The organism is Kistimonas scapharcae, assembly GCF_039540975.1.
GTDB classification, from domain to species: Bacteria; Pseudomonadota; Gammaproteobacteria; order Pseudomonadales; family Endozoicomonadaceae; genus Kistimonas; species Kistimonas scapharcae.
The window spans coordinates 1-20138 of sequence record NZ_BAABFL010000112.1 but is presented as its reverse complement, the minus strand read 5'-3'; the positions used below and the strand labels follow the sequence as shown (position 1 = coordinate 20138).

Annotated in this window: 17 protein-coding genes; 10 read left to right on the top strand and 7 right to left on the bottom strand. The window is 51.3% G+C overall.

Annotation, left to right across the window (positions count from 1 at the left end):
* Nucleotides 1-11 precede the first annotated feature (11 nt).
* The 4 genes from ABD892_RS06375 to gloB all read right to left on the bottom strand — a co-directional run bounded on the left by ABD892_RS06375 (nt 12) and on the right by gloB (nt 6274).
* Nucleotides 12-1811: an extracellular solute-binding protein gene (locus ABD892_RS06375; protein ID WP_345194594.1), complete on the bottom strand. Its 1800-nt coding sequence runs from the start codon at nt 1809-1811 to the stop codon at nt 12-14.
* Nucleotides 1812-1824: 13 nt separating this feature from the next.
* On the bottom strand, nt 1825-3711 hold the full coding sequence (locus ABD892_RS06370) for an extracellular solute-binding protein (RefSeq protein ID WP_345194593.1): 1887 nt from the start codon (nt 3709-3711) through the stop codon (nt 1825-1827).
* 74 nt (nt 3712-3785) lie between these two features.
* Entirely contained in the window at nt 3786-5393 is a 1608-nt protein-coding gene (locus ABD892_RS06365) for a lytic transglycosylase (RefSeq protein ID WP_345194592.1), read from the bottom strand.
* A 101-nt stretch (nt 5394-5494) separates the two neighbouring features.
* The gene (gene gloB / locus ABD892_RS06360; protein ID WP_345194591.1) at nt 5495-6274 is read right to left on the bottom strand and encodes a hydroxyacylglutathione hydrolase; all 780 of its coding nucleotides are present in this window, start codon (nt 6272-6274) and stop codon (nt 5495-5497) included.
* Nucleotides 6275-6355: 81 nt separating this feature from the next.
* On the opposite strand from gloB, the gene ABD892_RS06355 reads away from it, so the two are divergent.
* Genes ABD892_RS06355 through dnaQ form a run of 3 tightly spaced genes read left to right on the top strand, consistent with a single transcriptional unit; the run spans nt 6356 to nt 8337 of the window.
* Nucleotides 6356-7135, top strand: a complete 780-nt coding sequence (locus ABD892_RS06355) for a class I SAM-dependent methyltransferase (RefSeq protein ID WP_345194590.1) — start codon at nt 6356-6358, stop codon at nt 7133-7135.
* A gap of 21 nt (nt 7136-7156) precedes the next feature.
* On the top strand, nt 7157-7624 hold the full coding sequence (gene rnhA / locus ABD892_RS06350; RefSeq protein WP_345194589.1) for a ribonuclease HI: 468 nt from the start codon (nt 7157-7159) through the stop codon (nt 7622-7624).
* On the top strand, nt 7624-8337 hold the full coding sequence (dnaQ, locus tag ABD892_RS06345) for a DNA polymerase III subunit epsilon (RefSeq protein ID WP_345194587.1): 714 nt from the start codon (nt 7624-7626) through the stop codon (nt 8335-8337). The genes rnhA and dnaQ overlap by 1 nt, the downstream gene beginning before the upstream one ends.
* 449 nt (nt 8338-8786) lie before the next feature.
* Here dnaQ and nhaB read toward each other — a convergent pair whose 3' ends face one another.
* Complete coding sequence (gene nhaB / locus ABD892_RS06340) at nt 8787-10247, bottom strand: sodium/proton antiporter NhaB (protein ID WP_345194586.1); 1461 nt, start codon at nt 10245-10247, stop codon at nt 8787-8789.
* A gap of 209 nt (nt 10248-10456) precedes the next feature.
* Here nhaB and ABD892_RS06335 point away from each other — a divergent pair, with 209 nt between their 5' ends.
* Genes ABD892_RS06335 through nudC form a run of 3 tightly spaced genes read left to right on the top strand, consistent with a single transcriptional unit; the run spans nt 10457 to nt 13828 of the window.
* Nucleotides 10457-11269: a crotonase/enoyl-CoA hydratase family protein gene (locus ABD892_RS06335; RefSeq protein ID WP_345194585.1), complete on the top strand. Its 813-nt coding sequence runs from the start codon at nt 10457-10459 to the stop codon at nt 11267-11269.
* Between the two features lie 26 nt (nt 11270-11295).
* Nucleotides 11296-12984: a FimL-related protein gene (locus ABD892_RS06330; RefSeq protein WP_345194584.1), complete on the top strand. Its 1689-nt coding sequence runs from the start codon at nt 11296-11298 to the stop codon at nt 12982-12984.
* Nucleotides 12956-13828, top strand: coding sequence for an NAD(+) diphosphatase (gene nudC / locus ABD892_RS06325; protein WP_345194582.1), 873 nt, complete (start codon nt 12956-12958; stop codon nt 13826-13828). Before ABD892_RS06330 ends, nudC begins: the two co-directional genes overlap by 29 nt.
* Before the next feature lie 76 nt (nt 13829-13904).
* On the opposite strand, the gene ABD892_RS06320 is transcribed toward nudC, so the two are convergent.
* Nucleotides 13905-14681 carry a TSUP family transporter gene (locus ABD892_RS06320; protein ID WP_345194581.1) on the bottom strand — a complete coding sequence of 259 codons (777 nt, stop codon included), beginning with the start codon at nt 14679-14681 and terminating at the stop codon, nt 13905-13907.
* Nucleotides 14682-14832: 151 nt separating this feature from the next.
* On the opposite strand from ABD892_RS06320, the gene ABD892_RS06315 reads away from it, so the two are divergent.
* Nucleotides 14833-15507: a hypothetical protein gene (locus ABD892_RS06315; RefSeq protein WP_345194580.1), complete on the top strand. Its 675-nt coding sequence runs from the start codon at nt 14833-14835 to the stop codon at nt 15505-15507.
* Between the two features lie 79 nt (nt 15508-15586).
* Here ABD892_RS06315 and ABD892_RS06310 read toward each other — a convergent pair whose 3' ends face one another.
* A complete protein-coding gene (locus tag ABD892_RS06310; protein WP_345194579.1) occupies nt 15587-15901 on the bottom strand; it encodes an SCP2 sterol-binding domain-containing protein in 315 nt (104 codons plus the stop codon).
* A 261-nt stretch (nt 15902-16162) separates the two neighbouring features.
* Here ABD892_RS06310 and sohB point away from each other — a divergent pair, with 261 nt between their 5' ends.
* The 3 genes from sohB (at nt 16163) to ABD892_RS06295 (ending at nt 19763) form a co-directional block, all read left to right on the top strand.
* Nucleotides 16163-17197 carry a protease SohB gene (sohB, locus tag ABD892_RS06305; protein WP_345194578.1) on the top strand — a complete coding sequence of 345 codons (1035 nt, stop codon included), beginning with the start codon at nt 16163-16165 and terminating at the stop codon, nt 17195-17197.
* 27 nt (nt 17198-17224) lie between these two features.
* On the top strand, nt 17225-18226 hold the full coding sequence (locus ABD892_RS06300; protein ID WP_345194577.1) for a YhdH/YhfP family quinone oxidoreductase: 1002 nt from the start codon (nt 17225-17227) through the stop codon (nt 18224-18226).
* A 613-nt stretch (nt 18227-18839) separates the two neighbouring features.
* Nucleotides 18840-19763: an FkbM family methyltransferase gene (locus ABD892_RS06295; RefSeq protein WP_345194575.1), complete on the top strand. Its 924-nt coding sequence runs from the start codon at nt 18840-18842 to the stop codon at nt 19761-19763.
* The last annotated feature ends 375 nt before the right edge of the window (nt 19764-20138 follow it).

Genomic DNA, 20138 nt, shown 5'->3' with positions numbered 1-20138 from the left:
AAGAATGTGTATTAGTCTAGCCTTTGATCCTCCGATGTGCGCAGCCACCAGGTGGTCAGGTCAATGCCATAGCCTGGCAGTGTGTCGGGGTGCCTGAGTCTGGCATGATAGGCAATGTGCCAGTCGGGCATGTAAAACAGGGGGATAACTTGATATTGCCAAAGTATGGTGCGTTCCATAGCGTTCAAGCTGGCTTTCAGTGCCGCTCGACTGACAGCCTGTGGAATGCTGGTGCACAGGGCATCGACTGCAGGGTTGTTGATTGCGGCCATATTCAGGCTGCCGGGAATATTCACAACACCACTGTGCCAGAAGTTGCATTGCTCCGTGCCTGGCGATGGTGTATGCCGAAATGTATGGACAATCACATCGTAATCATACTGGCGGACGCGGTTGAGATAGAGCGCGCTGTCTATCGTTCTGATATTCAGCAGAATACCTGCTTCAGTCAGACGTTTACGCTGGCCTTGAAATAACCGCTCCAGCTCTGGCTGATGAAGGAGTAACTCCAGATGGACGCTTTCGCCTAATGGAGTTGTTAACTGGTTGTTGTCGATGCGGTATCCGGCGGTCTGTAATATCTGATGGGCATACGTGAGCCGTTGCCTACTGCTTTGGCTGGCAGGGGCTGGATGCCAGGGGGTTGTAAACAGGTTTTTTGGCAGGGCGTCTTGATAGGGTGTCAGCAGTGCTTTTTCTTCTGGACCGGGCATACCTGGCAGGCTCAGATCGGTGCCGGCGAACAGACTCAGAGCCCGGTTGAACTCATCGTGCAGCAAGTGGTTGATCATCCAGTCCGGCTCGAGTAGCCAGGTGATAGCTTCACGGAGGGGACGATCTTTCAGTAGCGGTTTGCGGGCATTAAAGACCAGGGAGAGAGTCTGCGGGTTCTGGTTACGATGTTTCTCGCGCACAATGTCGCCGCTTAGAAGCATTTTTTTATTGTACCCCTGAAGCCAGTGCCGAGGATTCTCTTCGATGCGGATATCAATACTGCCGTTGTTGAAGGCTTCCAGTGCGACGATCTGGTCACGGAAGTAGTCAACCCGTACCCGGTCGAAATTATATCGCCCACGGTTAAAGGGATGGTCAGCAGCCCAGTAATCTTTGACGCGTTCATAAACGACATAGCGGCCGGGCTGGAAATCCGCAATCCGGTAGGGGCCGCTCCCGACAGGTGGTTGCAGGCCGCTGTGCGAAAAATCACGATGGCGCCACCAGTGCTCTGCCAATACAGGCATTTGTCCAAGAATAAAGGGGAGTTCCCGGTTGTGGCCGGTTTTGAAAGTGAACAGCACCCGATCAGGGGATGTGGCGTTGACTGAGTCAACGTCCGTATAAAACTGTCGCCAGAAGGGGGAGCCTTTCTCTAGGAGTGTCTTGAAGCTGAAGACAATGTCTGCAGCGGTAATGGGGGCTCCATCCTGAAAGCGGGCCTTAGGGTTGAGTGTGAAGGCTACCCAGCGGTTATCATCTGGCCGCTCAATGCGGCTGACGATAACACCGTATTTGCTCAGGGGTTCATCCACCGTTCGATTGAGCAGGGTGTCATGGAGAAAGAGGCTGCCAAAGGCCTCTTTACCTTTGAGGATAAAAGGGTTAAAGCTGTCAAACGTGCCTGTCGCATTGAGATGCAGGGTGCCTCCTTTGGGCGCATCGGGATTGACGTAATCAAGGTGGGCATAATTGGCAGGGTATTTTGGATGACCATGGAGAGCTATGCCGTGGCTGATAGTCGTCTCTGCGGATAGGGGGGCAGTGGCGGCCAGCAGTATGGCGCTGATGGTAATGTGATATCGGTTTGGTAGCATGCTGATATCCCTGTTAATCCGGCTCGTGCATGGGGTTGTGAGGGTGCTTGGTCTGCTCCCACCAGTGGGCAAAACTGAACCCATACTGTGGCATCTGGTCGGGATATTGGAGTCTGGCCTTGTAGGCAATGCGCAGCACAGGGCTATGCCAGCCCGGGATGATGTAGTGCCGCCACAATAAAACCCGGTCAATAGCCTGGGCATGGCTGTGTAGCGAATCTATGCCCCGGGCAGTCAATAAACCGTAAATCAGCTGATCAATGACGGGGTCTTCGATACCGGCAAAATTCATACTGCCCGGTCGTTGGGCGCTGGAGGAATGAAAAAAGTCGATGACTTCCGGTCCTGGCAGCATGCGCTGGGGGATCGGGTAATGGATAAGGTCAAAGTCAAACCGCTTTAGCCGCTGACGGTACTGGCTGGTGTCCAATGCCCTCAGTGTGACATGTATACCAATGTCAGCAAGATTTTTAATGAAGTGTTGAACGATTCTCTCCAGCCCTTTTGTGGGGTGAATAATCTCGAAATGCAAAGGTATCCCCTGAGCGTTCACCATACGATGATCCCGGTAAAACCAGCCAGCCTGTTCAAGTAACTGGATGGCCTGGCGTTTGGCAGCAGCAGGGTGGGATGTTTCGCGATGAGTCGGAAGCGGTTCTGAAAATAATCTCGCAGGAAGTTGATGCCGGAAAGGGGCTAACAGATTGAGTGTCGTTGGATCAGGGCGATTCCATAACTGATTCAGAAGAAACGGGAAGATGCTCTGATTGCGTTGGTAGCTCTGATAAAACAGCAGGCGGTTGATCAGGTTGAAATCAAACATCAGGCTGACTGCTGCGCGTGTTGATGCATTGTTAAACGGAGGGCGGCGTGTATTGAAAAAGAATGCCCTGACGCCTCCCGGGCTGGACAGAGGGATTTCCAGTTTTTTTATTGCCCCGGTTTTAATGGCAGGGTGGTCATAGGCGCTGTGCCAGTTCTTGGCAACGGTTTCAATATAGGCATCAAAAGCACCGGTCTTGAAATGCTCAAAGGCGACATTAAGGTCCCGGTAGAAGTCTATGATTATTCGATCAAAATTGTATTTCCCGCGATTGATCGGCAAATCCCGCCCCCAGTAATCGGCCACCCGTTCGAAGACCAGCTGTTTGCCTGGAATCACCCGTGTAATGCGATAGGGGCCTGAATTGAGAGGGGGTATCAATGGTTCAGTCATCTGAAGTGGGTTTTGTCGGTTTTTGTCGGGGAAGGATGATTTTGATAGCACCGGCAGTTCCGCCAGTGTGTAGAGCTGGGTGCAGCGATTTTCAGCGGTGAGATCAAAACGGATTGTGTGTTTACCCGTCACTTCTGCATGCTCGACAATTTGGTAGGCCAGTTGATAGCGGGGATGCCCCCATTGTCGCAAGGCTTGGAATGAAAACAGCACATCGTCCGGTGTGATGGGGCTTCCGTCGTGAAATCTGGCTTCAGGCCTGAGGTGGAAGGTGACCCAGGCACAGTTTTCAGGGCAGGTGATGGACTCTGCCAGCAAGCCATAGGCGACTTGCATTTCATCGGAGGATAGTTGGAACGCATGACTGCCTGTCATCAGGGTCTCATTCAATTCACTGACACCCAGTAAGGAGAAGCCGGGTAATGCCGATGGTGCATTGCCCTTGAGAAGATAGGGGTTGAGTGAGTCGAAGGTGCCATAGGCCATTAATCGCAGGGTGCCGCCTTTGGGCGCATCCGGATTAACTGTCGCAAGATGGGTGAAATTTGTCGGGTACTTCAGCGGTTCATGGAGTGAGAATCCATGAGAATGAACAACATTGCCTAGAGGATGAACAATCTCGGCCTGTGCAATCCCGATGCCAGCCAGAAAAAAGGCGGTGAGCACGATAAAAAAGGCGTGCACGTTTGAGAGAATCCCCCTGCCGAGTGAATGCTAATCCAACTATAGCAGGGGGCGCTGAGCCTACGGTTTCAATGTCAGTTGGTACTGGTCACGTCCACGTAGAGGGTGAGTTGTTGGCCCGGTTGGAGGTATTTGCCTGGTAAAGTGTTCCATTGCTTGATCTGGTTTACCTTGACGTTGAACCGCCCGGCAATCAGGGAGAGGTTGTCGCCATTTCGAACCTGGTAGTTGACCTTGCGGATAATGCCGGAATTCCCTTTGCCGGGTTCTGTCCAGATGACCAGTTGCTGACCTGCACGCAGGGTGTCCGTGGGAGCCATGCTGTTCCACTTGGCCAATGCTCGGACATTGACGTCATATTGCTTGGCGATCAACCAGAAGCTGTCGCCTGGTTTCACCTGATACTGCATCTTCTGTCGACCACTGACAGAACGGCTTTGTCGCGCCAGTTTCCGCTGCTCTGCACTGAGGGCGTAGGTTTCGCTGTCCTCGGAGGGAACCGGGATCAGCAGGGCTTGACCTGCAACAATGGTATTGCTGGTCAGGTTGTTGACGTCCTTGATCAGCTCAACAGACGTCTGATAGCGCTTGGATATCGTCAGCAGGCTGTCGCCAGAGCGAATGGTATAACGTTGCCACTGAAGGCGCCGCTCTGCGGGCAGGCTGGCCAGTACCTGTCTGAAGTGATCGGCCTTGTCGACGGGAACCAGTAGGTGGTGCGGCCCTTCAGGATCGGTCGCCCAGCGATTGAAACCCGGGTTCAGGCGATACAGTTCATCAATGTCTATTTTTGCCAGTGAGGCGGCGCGTGCCAGATCAATCTGCTGCCCGGTTTCCACCACATCGAAATAGGGTTTGTTGGCGACACGGTTTACAGTGATGTTATGGGTATCTGAATCCCTGATTATTTTGGAGATCGCAATCAGTCGGGGAACATAGGCGGTTGTTTCCCGCGGCAGGCTGAGTGACCAGAAGTCCGTCGGCTTGCCTTTCTTGCGATTCTTGCGGATAGCCGAGGCTACCGTACCTCTGCCGGCATTGTAGGCGGCAAGGGCCAGCTCCCAGTCGTTGAATTCGCCGTGCAGTTCCTGCAGGTAATCCAGTGCCGCATCGGTAGAGGCCAGGATGTCACGGCGTCCGTCATACCACCAGTTCTGCTTCAGTCCGTAATGACGCCCTGTTGAAGGGATGAACTGCCATAGGCCTGCGGCGCGGCCGTGGGAATAGGCAAAGGGGTCGAAGGCGCTTTCCACCACGGGCAGCAGCGCCATCTCCATAGGCATATTGCGTTCCTGGACCTCTTCAACAATATGGTAGAGGTAAGGGGAGGCGCGGTTGATCACACGGTCAAAGTAACCTTGGTGACGCCGGTAGTAGTGCAGTTCAGCACGGATTCTCGGGTCATCCTGATCCAGGTTCATGGCCAGGCCGGGAATAATGCGATCCCAGAGATTGGTGATAACCACCGGTTTTGGCGTTTCCGGTGTTTTCGCTTTGCCGTGTTGTTCGCCAGCAGTGTTTGCTGAACCTGTGCCGACAGAGGACTTTGCAGTTTCTGGCGATTGCTGCAGAGGGGATGTCTGACATCCTGCCAGTAGACTAAGGGCTAAAACGGCGCCTGCAACCGGGCTGATCCGGCCTATGGCACGCGAAGGGGATTTTGTTCGATTCGCTTCTTGCATTGGGTACCGTGATTGTTGTTGTGCGTCAATGGGAGCGCTGGTGATGATCGACGCGCACCAGTGAATGACTGTAGTTTCTCATAACAGTATATCCCTGGTAATCAGAAACTGTCTTTCCAGCGACGTATTGCTGCAAAGGTGTCCGTATCGTCAGTCATTGTTCGGCCTGAAAACTGCTCAGCGGCCGCTTTGACTGTTGCCTCGCCGGACCGCAGGAAAGGGTTGGTCGCCCGTTCTGTGGCCATCTCCGATGGCACCGTGGATTCGCCGTTTTGGCGGAGTGCCTCCGTTGCGGCGATGCGTTGCTGGAGTGCTGTATTGTCCGCCTCAACCGCCTGCGCAAAGCGCAGGTTCGCCATCGTGTATTCATGGGCGCAGTAAATCAGGGTTTGGTCAGGCAGCGCTGACAGCTTGGTCAGTGACGCCAGCATTTGTTCGGCAGTACCTTCAAAGAGTCGCCCACAGCCGCCGGCAAAGAGTGTGTCGCCGCAAAATAGAATCGGTGCCTGCTGTTCAGGTTCGCCGAAATACGCAATATGACCGGCGGTATGGCCCGGCGTTTCGATAACCCGGAATGTACAGCCATGGAGCAACAGCGTATCGTTCTCAGACAGGGGATGGGTCAGGCCGGGTATGTTTTCACTGGCTGGACCGTAGACGGGGACATCGTGGTGCTTGAGTAGCGTCCGTATGCCACCGGTGTGGTCGCCATGGTGATGGGTGATCAGTATTCCCGCCAGTTCCAGATTGTTGTCGCGGCAGGCTTTGAGTACGATGTCACCATCACCTGGATCAACGACATGGCAGAGTTGACTGTCTGTATCAGTCTGCAGCCAAATGTAATTGTCATTGAAGGCCGGAAGGCCGGTTACGTTGATCATGGGTGTCTGGTGTGCTCTGAAACCGGGATTATTGGCATCCTATCGGTTTGCCAGTTGACTTCCAATAGTAACGGATACCGAATGTTCGGACATAGTTCGTCAAAAAAAACCGAAACATTTGCTGACCAGCTGCCTTTGGCGAGGCAATGGCTGGCCACGGGGAAGGGGCGTTATCTCCTGACATCGGAGGAACGTATGCTGCAGGCCATGTTGCCACGGATCTTCGGTCATCATGCGTCGATGCTGGGGATTTGCCCGGATGGAAAGCTGCTCGACTACAGTCAGGTGGTGCACGGGACGATGCTGACACCTCTGGCTGAGGCGCCGTCAGAATCGGTCATTCGCCTGGATGTCAATGAATGGCCCATACAGCCACGGAGCATGGATCTCGTGCTGTTGCATCATGCCCTGGAATTTTCAGAAAAGCCCCACAGAGTACTTCGTGAAGCCTGTCGAACCATTGTGCCTGGCGGGAAACTGGTTGTTGTTGGCTTTAATCCCCTGAGCGTGTGGGGTATATACCGCCTGTTCGGCATGGGGGCTAACAGTATCATGCGCCGTGGACGCTATTTTCATCATCGGCGTATTGAAGACTGGCTGACACTGCTGAATTTCAGCCGCTGCCATTTGCACTATGGCGGTCATCTTTACCCATTCTGCTCTCATCTCAAGCCCAGCCACCAGTCCTGGCTTCAGAATCATGCCGGGCTAAGAAAATTGCCGACGGGGAGCTTTTATATGCTGGTGGCCACGAAAGACCGTGCGGGTATGACCCGCTATCATTCACGCTGGCAGACGTCCCGTAAGCGTCTGCTGGGGGCATCTTATGCCCGAAATACAGCATCCCGGGATGCAATATAACAGCTAGGGAGTTTATCAAGAGTGTCTGACGCGTCTGAGAACCGATCCGCCAGGGTGGTCGAAATTTTCACCGATGGCGCCTGTAGTGGCAATCCAGGGCCAGGCGGATGGGGGGTTCTATTGCGCTATGGCGATACAGAGAAAACGCTGTGTGGCGGGGAGGCCCAAACCACCAATAACCGCATGGAGCTGATGGCCGCTATTGAAGGGTTGGCAGCCTTAACACGCCCCTGCCAGGTTCGCCTCACGACGGACTCCCAATACGTCCGCAAAGGGATTACGGAATGGCTCAAAGGCTGGAAGCGCAATAATTGGCGAACCGCCGCCAAGCAGCCCGTTAAAAATGTTGACTTGTGGCAGCGTCTGGACACTGAAGCAGCCCGTCACCAGGTGGAATGGTGCTGGATCAAGGGGCACAGTGGCCATAGAGAGAATGAAATTGCCGATGAGCTGGCGCGCCGCGGCATTCCGAAAGCAGGAGATAACTGATGTCAAGACTGGTCGTACTTGATACGGAAACCACCGGCCTGGAACCTTCACAGGGCCACCGGATCATTGAAATTGGGTGCGTGGAAGTCATTGGCCGCAAGCTAACCGGTAACCATTATCACGTTTATATCAATCCTGACCGTGAGGTTGATGCGGGTGCTATGGAAGTGCATGGTATCACCAATGAGTTTCTGGCAGACAAACCACGCTTTCACCAGATTGCAGATGAGTTTCTGGCCTTTGTGAAGGGGGCTGAACTGGTAATCCATAATGCGCCGTTCGATGTGGGCTTCATTAACCATGAGTTTGGGAAGTTGAAGCCATCGCCGGGGCAGATCGAAAGCTACTGCAAGATCACCGACAGCCTGGTGTATGCACGAAAGAAGCACCCGGGCCAGAAGAACAGCCTGGATGCCCTCTGCAAACGCTATGGCGTAGACAACTCTTCCCGTACGCTCCATGGCGCCTTGCTGGATTCTGAAATCCTGGCTGATGTTTACCTCTACATGACGGGGGGGCAAACCAGTCTATCGCTGGGTGCCCTGTCAGATTCGGAGGCGGAGGGAGATGATTCTGTCATCCGGCGTTTGGCCACGGATCGTCCTGCATTACCGGTTATCATGGCCACTGGAGATGAACTTCGTCTTCATGAGGAAAAACTGGCTGAAATCAGCAAGAAAAGCGGTGGGAGCTGTCTCTGGCAGGCAGGGTAGAATGCCATTTTGATCTCTCGATAGAGAACTATAATTCCATAAAAACACGTTGATCTTCTTTATTAGATCCACATCATGGATTTAGGGCTAAAGGAATAGCAAATGTCGAGAATTGATGGAAGTAGTGGGTCAGGATATAACGCAGGTCGCATTCAGACGCAAGAGCCGGTGAATGTCACAAAAGGAGGCCGGCGGATAAGACGGGCCGGTGGTATGGCTCATTTTTCTTCAATGCCATCTTGCTGCCCTAAGCGTCCGTTATCCTCATACAGCTGTATTCAGGAAATTCTGCGCGATTTGCCCAGTGCCAAAGCCTGTAAGACTTTGCCCAAGCACATTCCTCTTTCAGAGCGGAGAGCGATACTTCAGGAACGTCGCAATCATGGCCTTTGATGCGTTCAACAGTGGCGATGGCGTCCGTCATTGCCACTGTTGAATCATCCTGTCTCTTATGTAAGTAACCAGGTCGTACAGGCCAGTCCTGAAACAGTTAGCACAATCGTGTAGGGCAGCGCCATCCACACCATACGGCTGTAGGAGAGTCCGATCAACGGCGCTAGCGGTGAGGTCAGCAGAAACAGGAAGGCAGCCTGCCCATTGGGTGTGGCAACGCTTGGCAGATTGGTGCCGGCATTGATTGCTATGGCCAATTTTTCAAACATCTCCCGAGTTAGAAGACCGTTGTCGAAAGCTGCACGGGTTTCCTCAATGTAAATCGTCGCCACAAAAACGTTGTCACTGATAGAAGACAAAATACCATTGGCCGCAAACATCATGCTGGTTTGCAGTTCTTCCGGCAGGCTGTGAACCCAGGCAATCAGGGGGCTGAACAGGTGTTGTTCGTGGAGCATGGCCACAATACCGAAAAATACCACCAGCAGCGCCGTGAACGGCATGCCGTCCCGAAAGGCCTCTGCCAGTTGTTCTTCCCTATTATTGCCGTTTAATGATGTGGTCAGAATGATGATCATCAGGCCAATCAGACCGATTTCCGCTACATGCAATGCCAGCGCGGTAATCAACAAAACAGCGGACAGCGCCTGTATGGAGAGCGTGAGCTTATCGGTGTCTCGGCTGCTGGTCAGATCGCCCAGGGAGACGCTGTGCAGGCAGGTCTTCACCGTTTCAGGCATGGTGATCCCGTAGCCGAACCGTCCGGAGCGCTCCAGAAGCAGGCAAGTAGACAGCCCTAGTACAAAGACCGGGAGAGAAACCGGTGCCATCTGAGTCAGAAATTCCATGAAGTCCCAGCCCATCTGTTCGCCGATGAGCAGGTTCTGGGGTTCGCCGATCAGGGTAAACACGCCGCCGAGCGCTGTTCCGACGGCACTATGCATCATGAGGCCGCATAAGAAATCGCGGAATTGCTGAAAATCCGTGTCGCTGATGGTGTCGGAGTGCCTGGCATGCTTGATGAGCCCATGAAAACCGGTTGCCACCGTAATGATCACCGCCGTGACGGTTAAGGCATCCAGAAAGGCCGAGAGAAAAGCGGCTGACGTCGTAAAGGCCAGGGCCAGCATTGCCTGACTTCGGGTGGCGGTCAGAATCTTGCAAAAAACCACCATCAACAAATCTCGCAGGAAGTGGATGGCCGTCACCATGAAGATCAGAAGCAGCAATACCGGGAAATTGTTCAGTACTTCCCGGTAAAGATTCTCGGGTGTGGCCAGACCCAATACCAGTGCTTCAATCAGCAACAGCCCTCCGGGTTGCAACGGAAAGGCTTCCAGCGCCATGGCCAGGGTGAAAATAAATTCCCCCAGTATCAACCAGGCGCAGACCTGCCCACCGGCAAAGAGCCAGACAATGGGGTTCACGACAAGGAAAAGAAGGATGGTTTTTTTATACCAGACGGGACTATCACCAAGAAAACGATGCCCAAGGGTGGGCCATACTGCAGCAGTCATAAGTATGGTTTTCCGTGATATCAGTGGAGTTGGAGTGCTTGAGCTTGGCACGTCCTTTTGATTGTTCAATGTGAGAATAGCTTTTTGACGGGATGCGGGAAAGTGTGAGGCGATTAACTGAATCCCAGCGTCATTCTTTTACGGTTGGAAAAGCCTTGATATAGTTGGCGCGTTCTTCCCACCCGATCCAGAAAAACGGGAGTTACAGGATGTCCGACTATAAAACCTTCGAGGTGGAACAAATTGGCAAGGTGGCGCATGTCAGGCTGAACCGTCCTGATAAGGCGAATGCCATGAGTGAAGACGTCTGGCGGGAAATTCACGCTATTTTTGACTGGGCTGATACCGACCCCTCTGTTCGAGCGGTGGTTTTCAGTGCCAATGGCAAGCATTTCAGTTCCGGAATTGACCTGGCCATGATGGCCGGTCTTGGTGCTTCGCTAAGTAAGGAGGTCGGGCGGAATGCGCGTCTGTTGCGACGTAAAATCATCGAGCTTCAGGGCGCACTGAATGCAATCGAACACTGCAGTAAACCGGTGTTGGCGGCAATACAGGGGTGTTGTTATGGTGGTGGCATTGACCTGGTCGCAGCCTGCGATATCCGTTATTGCACAGAAGACGCCCGTTTTTGCATCAAGGAAGTGGACATTGGCATGGCGGCAGATGTCGGTACCTTGCAACGGCTTCCCTATATCATCAGTGATGGCCTGATGCGTGAACTGGCCTACACCGGCCGTGTGATGGACAGCGATGAGGCCGACAGGGCAGGCTTGGTGAATGCGGTGTATCCGGATCACGGCAGTCTCGTTGACGCCGTACTGGAGAAAGCCCAGCTTATTGCGGCCAAGTCCCCCATTGCCGTGCAGGGTACCAAGGAAATGCTGATTTATGCCCGTGACCATTCGGTTGAGGAAGGGTTGAATTATGTGGCCTCCTGGAATGCCGCCATGCTGCAATCGGACGACCTCAAGAGGGCCATCATGGCGCAGATGTCCAAACAAACCCCTGTCTTTGATGATTGAGGCCTACGACGACAAGGAGTAACCCCATGGCGGGAGTCAATGCACTGCACCCCCTGCGTGACGAGTTAGACGCTACGCTCCAGCACGCTGTTCAATCCCTGGAGCACTTTGCTGAGGCACCGGATCAGGGGGCATCGTTGCAGGCGTGTATTGATGACCTGCAGCAGATCGGCGGTATCCTGACGCTGATTGAACTCAATGGTGCAGAGCTTCTGGTTATAGAACTCACAGAACTGGCCCTGGCGCTGACACCGGGCAGCATGACGGTAACCGATGACCGTCTCGATTGCCTGGGGCGTGGTTTGTTTATTCTGGAGCGTTACCTGAATTATGTTGTAACTCAGCGTGATGAATTGCCTGAACTGTTGCTGCCAGAGATCAACCGGGTCAGGAAAGCCCGGGGGGAAGCCGCGTTGCCCGAAAGCTGGTTTTTTACCGTTCGGCTGGATGTGAAAACTGAAGCATCAGAGCCTCTCGTAAAACCACTTGAGAGCAATAAATCGCCTATACGTCGTCTGAGGCAGATGTATCAGATGGGGCTGTTGGGCATGATGTCTCAGGAAAAGCCCTATGCCGGTGTTAAGTTGATGCAGCGAAGTATGCTGCATTTACATCGGCTGTCACAGAAAGAAACGATTACGGAATTGTTTCTGGTCGCCGCTGCTTGCCTGGAGGCCATTGCGGATGTTGAGATGGCTTTAACACCAAACCGGAGGATTCTGTTTTCTCGTCTGGATCAGCAGATTCGACGATTGCAACTGAATGCGGGTCAACATGTTCTTGATATTCCCAGGTTGCACCAGAAAGAGTTGTTATATCTGCTGGCTTTGGCTGATAGCGACAGCGAGTTGGCGCAGGGGGTTCGAGATCGTTACAAGATTACGGCGCTTCCTTTCAACGATGTTTCTCTGGGCAATGCCCGGCAGGTGATGTCCGGGCCGGATAACGGCGTGTTCCAGTCACTGTCTGAGGCGTTGAGCGAAGAGCTGGCGACAGTCAAGGATACGTTGGATCTGCTGGAACGCGGTGCTGGTCAGGATCCGGATTTTGGCGAGCTACAGAATCATATTGTCCGTCTGGGGAAAACGTTGTCCATGACCGGACTGCATTCGGCGGCTAATACACTGCAACGACAACAGCCACTGGTCCGGCAATGGCATGATGTTGGTGCTGTCGGCACTCCTGAAGAGCTGGATTCTGTTGCTGAGGCGGTGCTGTATGTGGAAACCATGGTCAGTGCGTTGAGTGCCGGACCAGGTAGAGCATCTGTCGAGGCACAGGGCGCGGAAAAGCCCCGTGAGGAGAGTCATGTCACCAAACGTCACTTGCAGGAAGCCAGTAGTGTTGTCCAGTCTGAAGCGGTAGCGGGTATTACACTCTCTAAGCGTGCCGTGACCGCCTACCTTGAGTCAGACTATGACAAAATTCATCTGGAAAGTTTGCCGCGTTCGCTCTCAGCCATTGCCGGTGGACTCTATTTTCTGGGTGAAGATCGTTGTTCCGATATTCTGCAGTATTGTGCCCGGTTTATCAGGGAGCATATTATGGAGCAGGAATCCATCCCGTCTGATCGGGTCATGGAAGTGTTTGCTGATGTGCTATCCAGTCTGGAGTTCTACCTGGAATCCCTGGATATTCCGGCGACGACGCCGGTTGATGCACTGAAGTTGGCAGAAAATGCGCTTGATGAACTGGGGTATCACGTTGCCGCCTGAATTAACCTCCCGCATTGCATCGGAGTCTCTGGATCGCCGTCAGTTGACCGTTAAGGATGCGGGTAAGCCTGAATATGCCATTGTGTTTTCAGGCAGAGAACTGCTGCTGAATGAACAGGGTGCTATGTACTGGTCATGCGGTACGCAGGGCGTGCCGAGCGCTTTTTCTCAAGAAACTATCGTGCAACACTATGTTTTGGGAAGTGATTCCCAGGCTGTTTTTCATGCTGTTGAGATTGCAGGTGCAGCACCTGATCTTCAACCTGAAGATCTGCGCAGTGCCATGGGTCTGGCGGCTGAGTCAGATGCTGAACCTCTGGCAATGGCTGCTTCATTACTGGGCTGGGGGCGAAAAACGCAATACTGTGCCGCCTGTGGCGGAACACTGGTAGCCATTTCAGAAGAGCGTTACAAAGCTTGTAGTCAGTGTCAGGCGCATTATTATCCGCCGGTTTCCCCCTGTGTCATTGTGCTGGTGAGTAAAGGGAATGAGATTTTGCTGGCTCGCTCCCCACGTCACAAGCCGGGCATGTTTACGCTGTTGGCAGGATTCGTGGAGCCAGGTGAAACCGTCGAACAGGCGCTGGCTCGTGAGGTGTATGAAGAATCAGGTGTCAGGGTAAAAAATATCCGTTATATTGCCAGCCAGCCTTGGCCCTTTGCCCATAATCTCATGCTGGGCTACCACGCCGAGTTTGAATCGGGTGATCTTGTGCTGGATAGGGATGAACTGGAGGCAGGTGACTGGTTTCATATTGATCAGTTACCAGAGTTGCCCCCGAGGTTTACACTTTCCCGGCAGTTAATTGAAACGTACATTGCCAAAATAAAGCCTGTTTCATAGGCGATGGCTGGAATGGAGAGTCTGACTCTCCATTCGCAGCATGATTGCTTGCTGTATAGAATAAAAAGAAAATTGGCTAGAACCAGTGTTTTATGACCAGATGAATGGATATCGCTAGAACAACGAGAATAAATACGGGCTTGATGAAGCGGCTGCCTAGTCGAACGGCCGAATGCGCACCCAGTAGGGAGCCGAGCATGAGTGATATACCCAGACCGATACCCAGCATCCAGTTCACGTGACCCAGCCAGGCAAAGGTCAGCAGTGAAATAATATTGCTGATAAAATTCATTGCGCGAGCCGCACCTGACGCAATGAGCAAGTTCAACCGGTGGAAACTCATGTTGCTGACGGCCCAGAATGAACCGGTGCCAGGGCCCGCAAATCCGTCATAGAAACCAATAATCAGTCCCTGTAAAGACTGTATGATGCGGTTGGGTTGGATTGTGTTTTTTTCGACCGCATCATCCTTTTTGTCGGATTTATGCAGTAGCATATAAACGCCATTGGCGAAAACGGCCAGGGGGAGCAGTCGGTTGAGCCACTCTGTAGTCACCAGGTCGACACTGAATGTACCCATGGTTGCACCGATTGCAGTGGCACATGCCGCCAGTATCCAGTACCGGGGGCGAAAGATGCCCTTTCGGTAGAAGGTGAGAGAGGCCATGAAGCTGCCAAAGCTGGCTGACAATTTGTTGGTACCCAGGCTGATATGAGGAGGGATGCCGACCGAGAGCAGTGCCGGTATCATGAGAAGACCACCACCGCCTGCGATAGCATCTACAAATCCGGCAAGAAAGGCGACCATGGATAAAACAGCAAAGAGTCCCGGGTCCATTGAAAGTTCTAGCATTGTGATCTCATGATAGATTATGTGCCTTAACAGGATGCCAACATTTTACTTCAGCCCTCAGAAACGATAGTGGACAAGGGTGTATCGACAAGCTGAGCTTGGACGGTGGGGCTGGTATTTCAGGAAAACGTGAGCGGGGATAGACAATACCATGGTCATTGCCGTGATGACATTGATCGTTGCCATAGTTGCGCTGGTTTTGCTTTGGCTGGCAGGCCGTTTGCTGATCGATATGCGCTGGTTGATTGGGTGGCTGAAAGGCACGTTGGGATTGCTGCTGTTATCCGGTTGTATCGGAACCCTGATAGTTGGTTGGGATCTGTGGCATTACCACCGGTTGCACAATGAGACGGTAGTTGCCACGGTCAGTTTCACCGAGGCAGCGCCACAACAGTATGAAATGACGTTAACCGACGGAAAAGCGACAAAACTGACTGTGCCTGTGCAAGGGGATTTGTGGCGAGCTGAATTTGCTGTTGTGAGTGTGGTGTCTGATATGGTGAATGGGCTGGCGGCTGAGCCGATCTACCGGTTGCAGGCTATCCAGAGTCGGTACCTGACACTTGAGCAGGAGCAGGAGCAGGAGCAGGAGCAGGAGCAGGGAAGTCAGCGGTTGATACTTCATAAACCCTACTGGCGTATTGATAGCTGGCCCGTATTGCTTTGGTTCAATGATCACGTCAGTGCGTTGCAGGCGCAGGAAAAACTGACGTCTTATATGCCAATGGTTGATGGCGTTATCTTTAATGTGTTGCTTTCAGGGGATGGTGCCAGAGCTGAACCGGTTAATGAAGCCGCAAAGGCCATTACTGAGAAGCTCAATTAGTGCCGAAGCGGTGAGAAAGGGATTTGGAATGCAAGGTAACCTGGAATCAGGTTACCTTGATGAGGCTGTTCCGCAGTGCTTAGTTAGGGAACAGTTCGCTCAGCTTAGTCGCCAGCATCATGTCGCCTTCAGCGCGCAGTTTGCCCATCATGAACGCCTGCATGCCGTCTACTTCGCCGGTCATGATGCCGATCATGGTTTCGGTGTCCATGATCAGTGTGACGTTGGGGTCGTCGTTTGCACCTTCAATAATCTCAAGGCCACCGTCCTTGATCAGCAGGTGATAGGTGTCGCCATCTTCAATGTCAAACTGGAATACAAGGTCAAGACCGGCCGCAGCATCGGAATTGAACTTGTCTTTCATCTGCTCGAATACTTCAGTGATAGTGGCCATTGTCATGTCCCTTATTGCTTTCTGCTGTGATGCGTAAAAAATAGTAACCCAAGATGATAGGCTGCGATGAGGTTATTGGTATTCACCGAGGGTGTCAATAAAAAATCATACACTTGTTTGAATCTGGAATAGGTGAATAGCACGCCACTTTGGTGGTGATTGCAGAATGGCATGCCAAAAGCATTTCGGTAGCGCGGGGCTATGGTTTATCCTATTGGCAATTTATAGGTGTGATCTCATTATTGACTCAGGAGATATGCATTGGAGTTTCTTGCTGAACTTGGATTGTTTCTGGCCAAGGCGGTCATTCTGGTAGGTAGTATTCTGTTGATCATCGGTGCGGTAGCCTCACTGGGTCAGAAAGGTCGTAAAGAAGGAAAAGGGCATCTGGATATTCGGCATCTCAATGATGATATCAAGGATATGAAAACGGCGCTGGAAGAAGCTGTCCTTGATAAGCAGGTGTTAAAACAGCAACACAAGGCACTGAAAAAAGAGGAAAAAGCACGTAAAAAACAGGGAGCGGAAACCTCTGAAAAACGCCTGTATGTACTGGATTTTCATGGTGATATCCGGGCATCTGCAGTAACGTACTTTCGCCAGGAAATTACGGCGGTGTTGAGCCTTGCCCGTCAGGAGGATGAAGTGCTGGTAAGACTGGAAAGTACTGGCGGTATGGTACATGCCTATGGACTGGCGTCGTCCCAGCTGGAGCGCATCAAGCAGCGGGGCATTCCATTAACGATAGCGGTCGACAAGGTTGCTGCCAGTGGTGGCTATATGATGGCCTGCCTGGCGGATCGAATACTGGCCGCGCCATTTGCGGTATTGGGCTCCATTGGTGTGATGGCGCAGTTGCCTAATATTCACCGGCTACTGAAAAAACACAATGTTGATGTTGAGCTGCACACGGCTGGCGAATTTAAACGCACGCTCACCGTAATGGGTGAGAATACTGATAAGGGACGAGAAAAGTTTATCCAGGATCTGGAAGATACCCATGTACTGTTCAAGGAGTATGTGGTTGAACAGCGTCCAATGGTGAATATTGAGGAAGCCGCAACCGGTGAAATCTGGTACGGCAAACGGGCGCTGGAGCGACAACTGGTCGACGAGCTGAAGACCAGTGATGAATATATCTGTGATGCGGTTAACACGGGCAGCCAGGTGTACCAGGTGACCTGGAGCCAGAAAAAGTCCCTGCCGGAAAAATTCGGTTTCAGTGCGCAGCAGGCGTTGGAACAAACCGTGCTTTCCTGGTGGGATCGCTTGACCGCAAGCCGTTTTTTTTCATAGCGCCGCATTTGTGTAGGTAAATGTGTAATGACAACGTTCAAGGCCCTGTGGGTTGACAAAAAAGCGAATGAAAGCATCTATTCCCTGTCGTTGATCGATCGTAAGGTTGATGCCTTGCCTGCAGGGGATGTACTGGTGCAGGTGCAGTATTCATCCCTGAATTTCAAGGATGCCCTGTCAGCGAAAGGGAACAAAGCAGTTACCCGTCAATACCCCCACACACCCGGTATTGATGCGGCAGGTATTGTTAAGCAGTCCAGTGACAACCGTTTCCAGCCCGGTGATCGGGTGATTGTTACGGGATATGACCTTGGAATGAATACGCCAGGTGGCTTTGGTGGTTATATCCGGGTGCCGGGTGATTGGGTGATTCTGTGCCCGGAACCCTTGTCACTGCGCGACAGTATGATTTTTGGCACGGCGGGCCTCACAGCGGCACTCTGTGTAGAAAAACTGCTGCAGATGGGGCTGGCCCCTGATCAGGGTGATGTCTTTGTCAGTGGTGCAACCGGTGGCGTTGGTAGCCTGAGTGTGGCGATTCTTGCCAGGCTGGGTTTCTCTGTGGCAGCCAGTACCGGTAAATTGGAACGGGCTGACTATCTGACAGAACTGGGTGCCAGTAAGGTGATTGACCGTGAAACCATCGCTGACGGATCGGAGCGTCCCTTGTTGCCGGAATCATGGGCGGGAGCTGTCGATACCGTCGGTGGAGATATTTTGTTCAATATCATCAAGTCGTTGAAATACGGGGGCAGTGTTGCCTGTTGTGGTCTGGTCTCATCTCCCAGTTTTCAGGCAACGGTGTTCCCTTTTATCCTCCGTGGGGTCAATCTTCTTGGTGTGGACTCCGTTGAGTTGTCGCGGGAGAAAAAAGAGGCTATTTGGCAATTATTAGCGGGTCAGTGGCAGCCGGATGGGTTGGAAAAAATGACCACGGAAGTGTGTCTGGCAGAACTGCCGGAATATATTGAAAGCATTTTCAAGGGAAAACAGGTTGGCCGTGTCGTGGTCAATTTGCAGGAAATCTAACGGTTAATTTTCCATCCGTTTAGCAGGTACAAGGTTTAACAAATTCTGGTCAGAGGAATGTGACGTTTTATTGATTCCTTCGAACTACAGAAAAGCGCTAATCGTATCATCTGCTGTTCAGGCTGGCTCTTCTCCCAATGTGTTGTGAAGAGTCGGCTGGATAGCTTATCTGCACTAAGTGGTGTGGAAATGTCTGTCAGGTACATGATCCTGATGGCCTGATTCGAGCTATGATCCAAACATTTTTTTATCTTCTAGTTCTGCATAGCTCACGGCGAAATCTGCCAAAGAGTAGTGCAGTTGATGCCGTCGTGCTCATGCAGCGTAAGTCAGTGATCTTCATGTGTTGCTGAATATTTACAGATTAAATACATATTGGGGATTCTTTCAGACCAGAAATCTCAGTGTACTAGTGCTGGTTTGGTTTGGATGAGCAGATGATATAAAAGAGAGGTTGCCGAAAGACACTAATATCCAATAAATTTCACATAGCTTATGATGCTTGTAGGCTTAAAATACGATTATAGAATAGGAATGTTTTAGTGGTGGCTGGCGTAATCAAAAATCCCCTCTAATACTAGTATAAATGCTGAGCTGTAAGTTCGGGGGGGGTATGAAAAGAAAAAATGAAATACAGTCTTCAAAAAGAAACAGGTTGATTCGTCAATTTGTGTACTATTTTTTAAGGTATTTGTCAAAGAAGAATAGTGTTCGCCACCCAACGATGGTTGGGTTTTCCTATGATGCAATATCGCACAAAATAAATGTTGATGGTTTATATGAGGTTGATGAACTTGAAGCGCTGTCGAAAATCCTTGGGTTGAATGCAAAACGTCACTCTACAGCTCTCGATGTTGGTGCAAATATTGGGAATCACGCTATTTATTTTTCAAGGTTTTTTTCGAAGGTGATTGCTTTTGAACCGAATCCGAAAACATACAGGTTGTTGGATATTAATACAGAGCATATATCTAATATTGAGACAAAAAAGGTTGGCCTTAGTGATAAAAAAGATACTCTAAACTTTAAGATAGATAAAACAAACTGGGGAGCTTCAAGGATCACTGGAGAAGATTTAAGCATAGATGGGACTTCCTTTATCAGTATTCATGTTGAATCCTTGGATGAGGTTCTAAGTGATCAATCCTCTCAGATAGAACTTATGAAAATAGACGTAGAGGGTCACGAATTGAGGGTCTTGCAGGGAGCAAAGCGCACGATTGAGCATCATAAACCTATTATATTGTTCGAAGAGGCTTGTGTTCGTGAAGGTAGCAGCGAAGTTATTGATCTACTTCGTACGTATGGTTACAGTTTTTTTATTTTAGAAGAGAATTTTTCCTTTGGTAGGAGTAAGGTTGCTATATTTCTGAAATTACTTATGCAAGACATCTTTGGAAAGCGTATTTGTGTAAAACAGAGAGAGGTTTTTGAAGATCGCTTTTATCATTTCATTATTGCAATGCCACACAGTAAGCAGGATCTTTTGAGTAATGTGTCTCTAGCTGATATCCAAGATGTCCAGAGCTGCTTCTAATAGGGTTAGCCACGGTGGTGACAACAGCTTTCGAGATTTCTGCTCAAGAAATCATGGATATAAATAAGCGTTTTTGGGGTGTTTTCGCTGCTATCTGAGTGGTTTGAATCCCGTCTAGGAAAACGCAAGTAGGTGTTAAAAAGTAAAAGCCTGTCTTACCTGTGCCTAAGTGGAGTGAATAACCTTTAACTGTTGTAGTTGCGCTACCAAGGTTGTTGGCGCGATTTTCATGACTATATTGCTTCCATAATGACTGGTTTCAGATATTGATCTTATTTTCAACGGCAGCTTTATAGACCTTAACTCCCGCTTAACGATCTGAAGAAGTAAGGCTAAATTGAATGAAGAGAGCGTCCCCTGTGCTCTTCAGGCAAA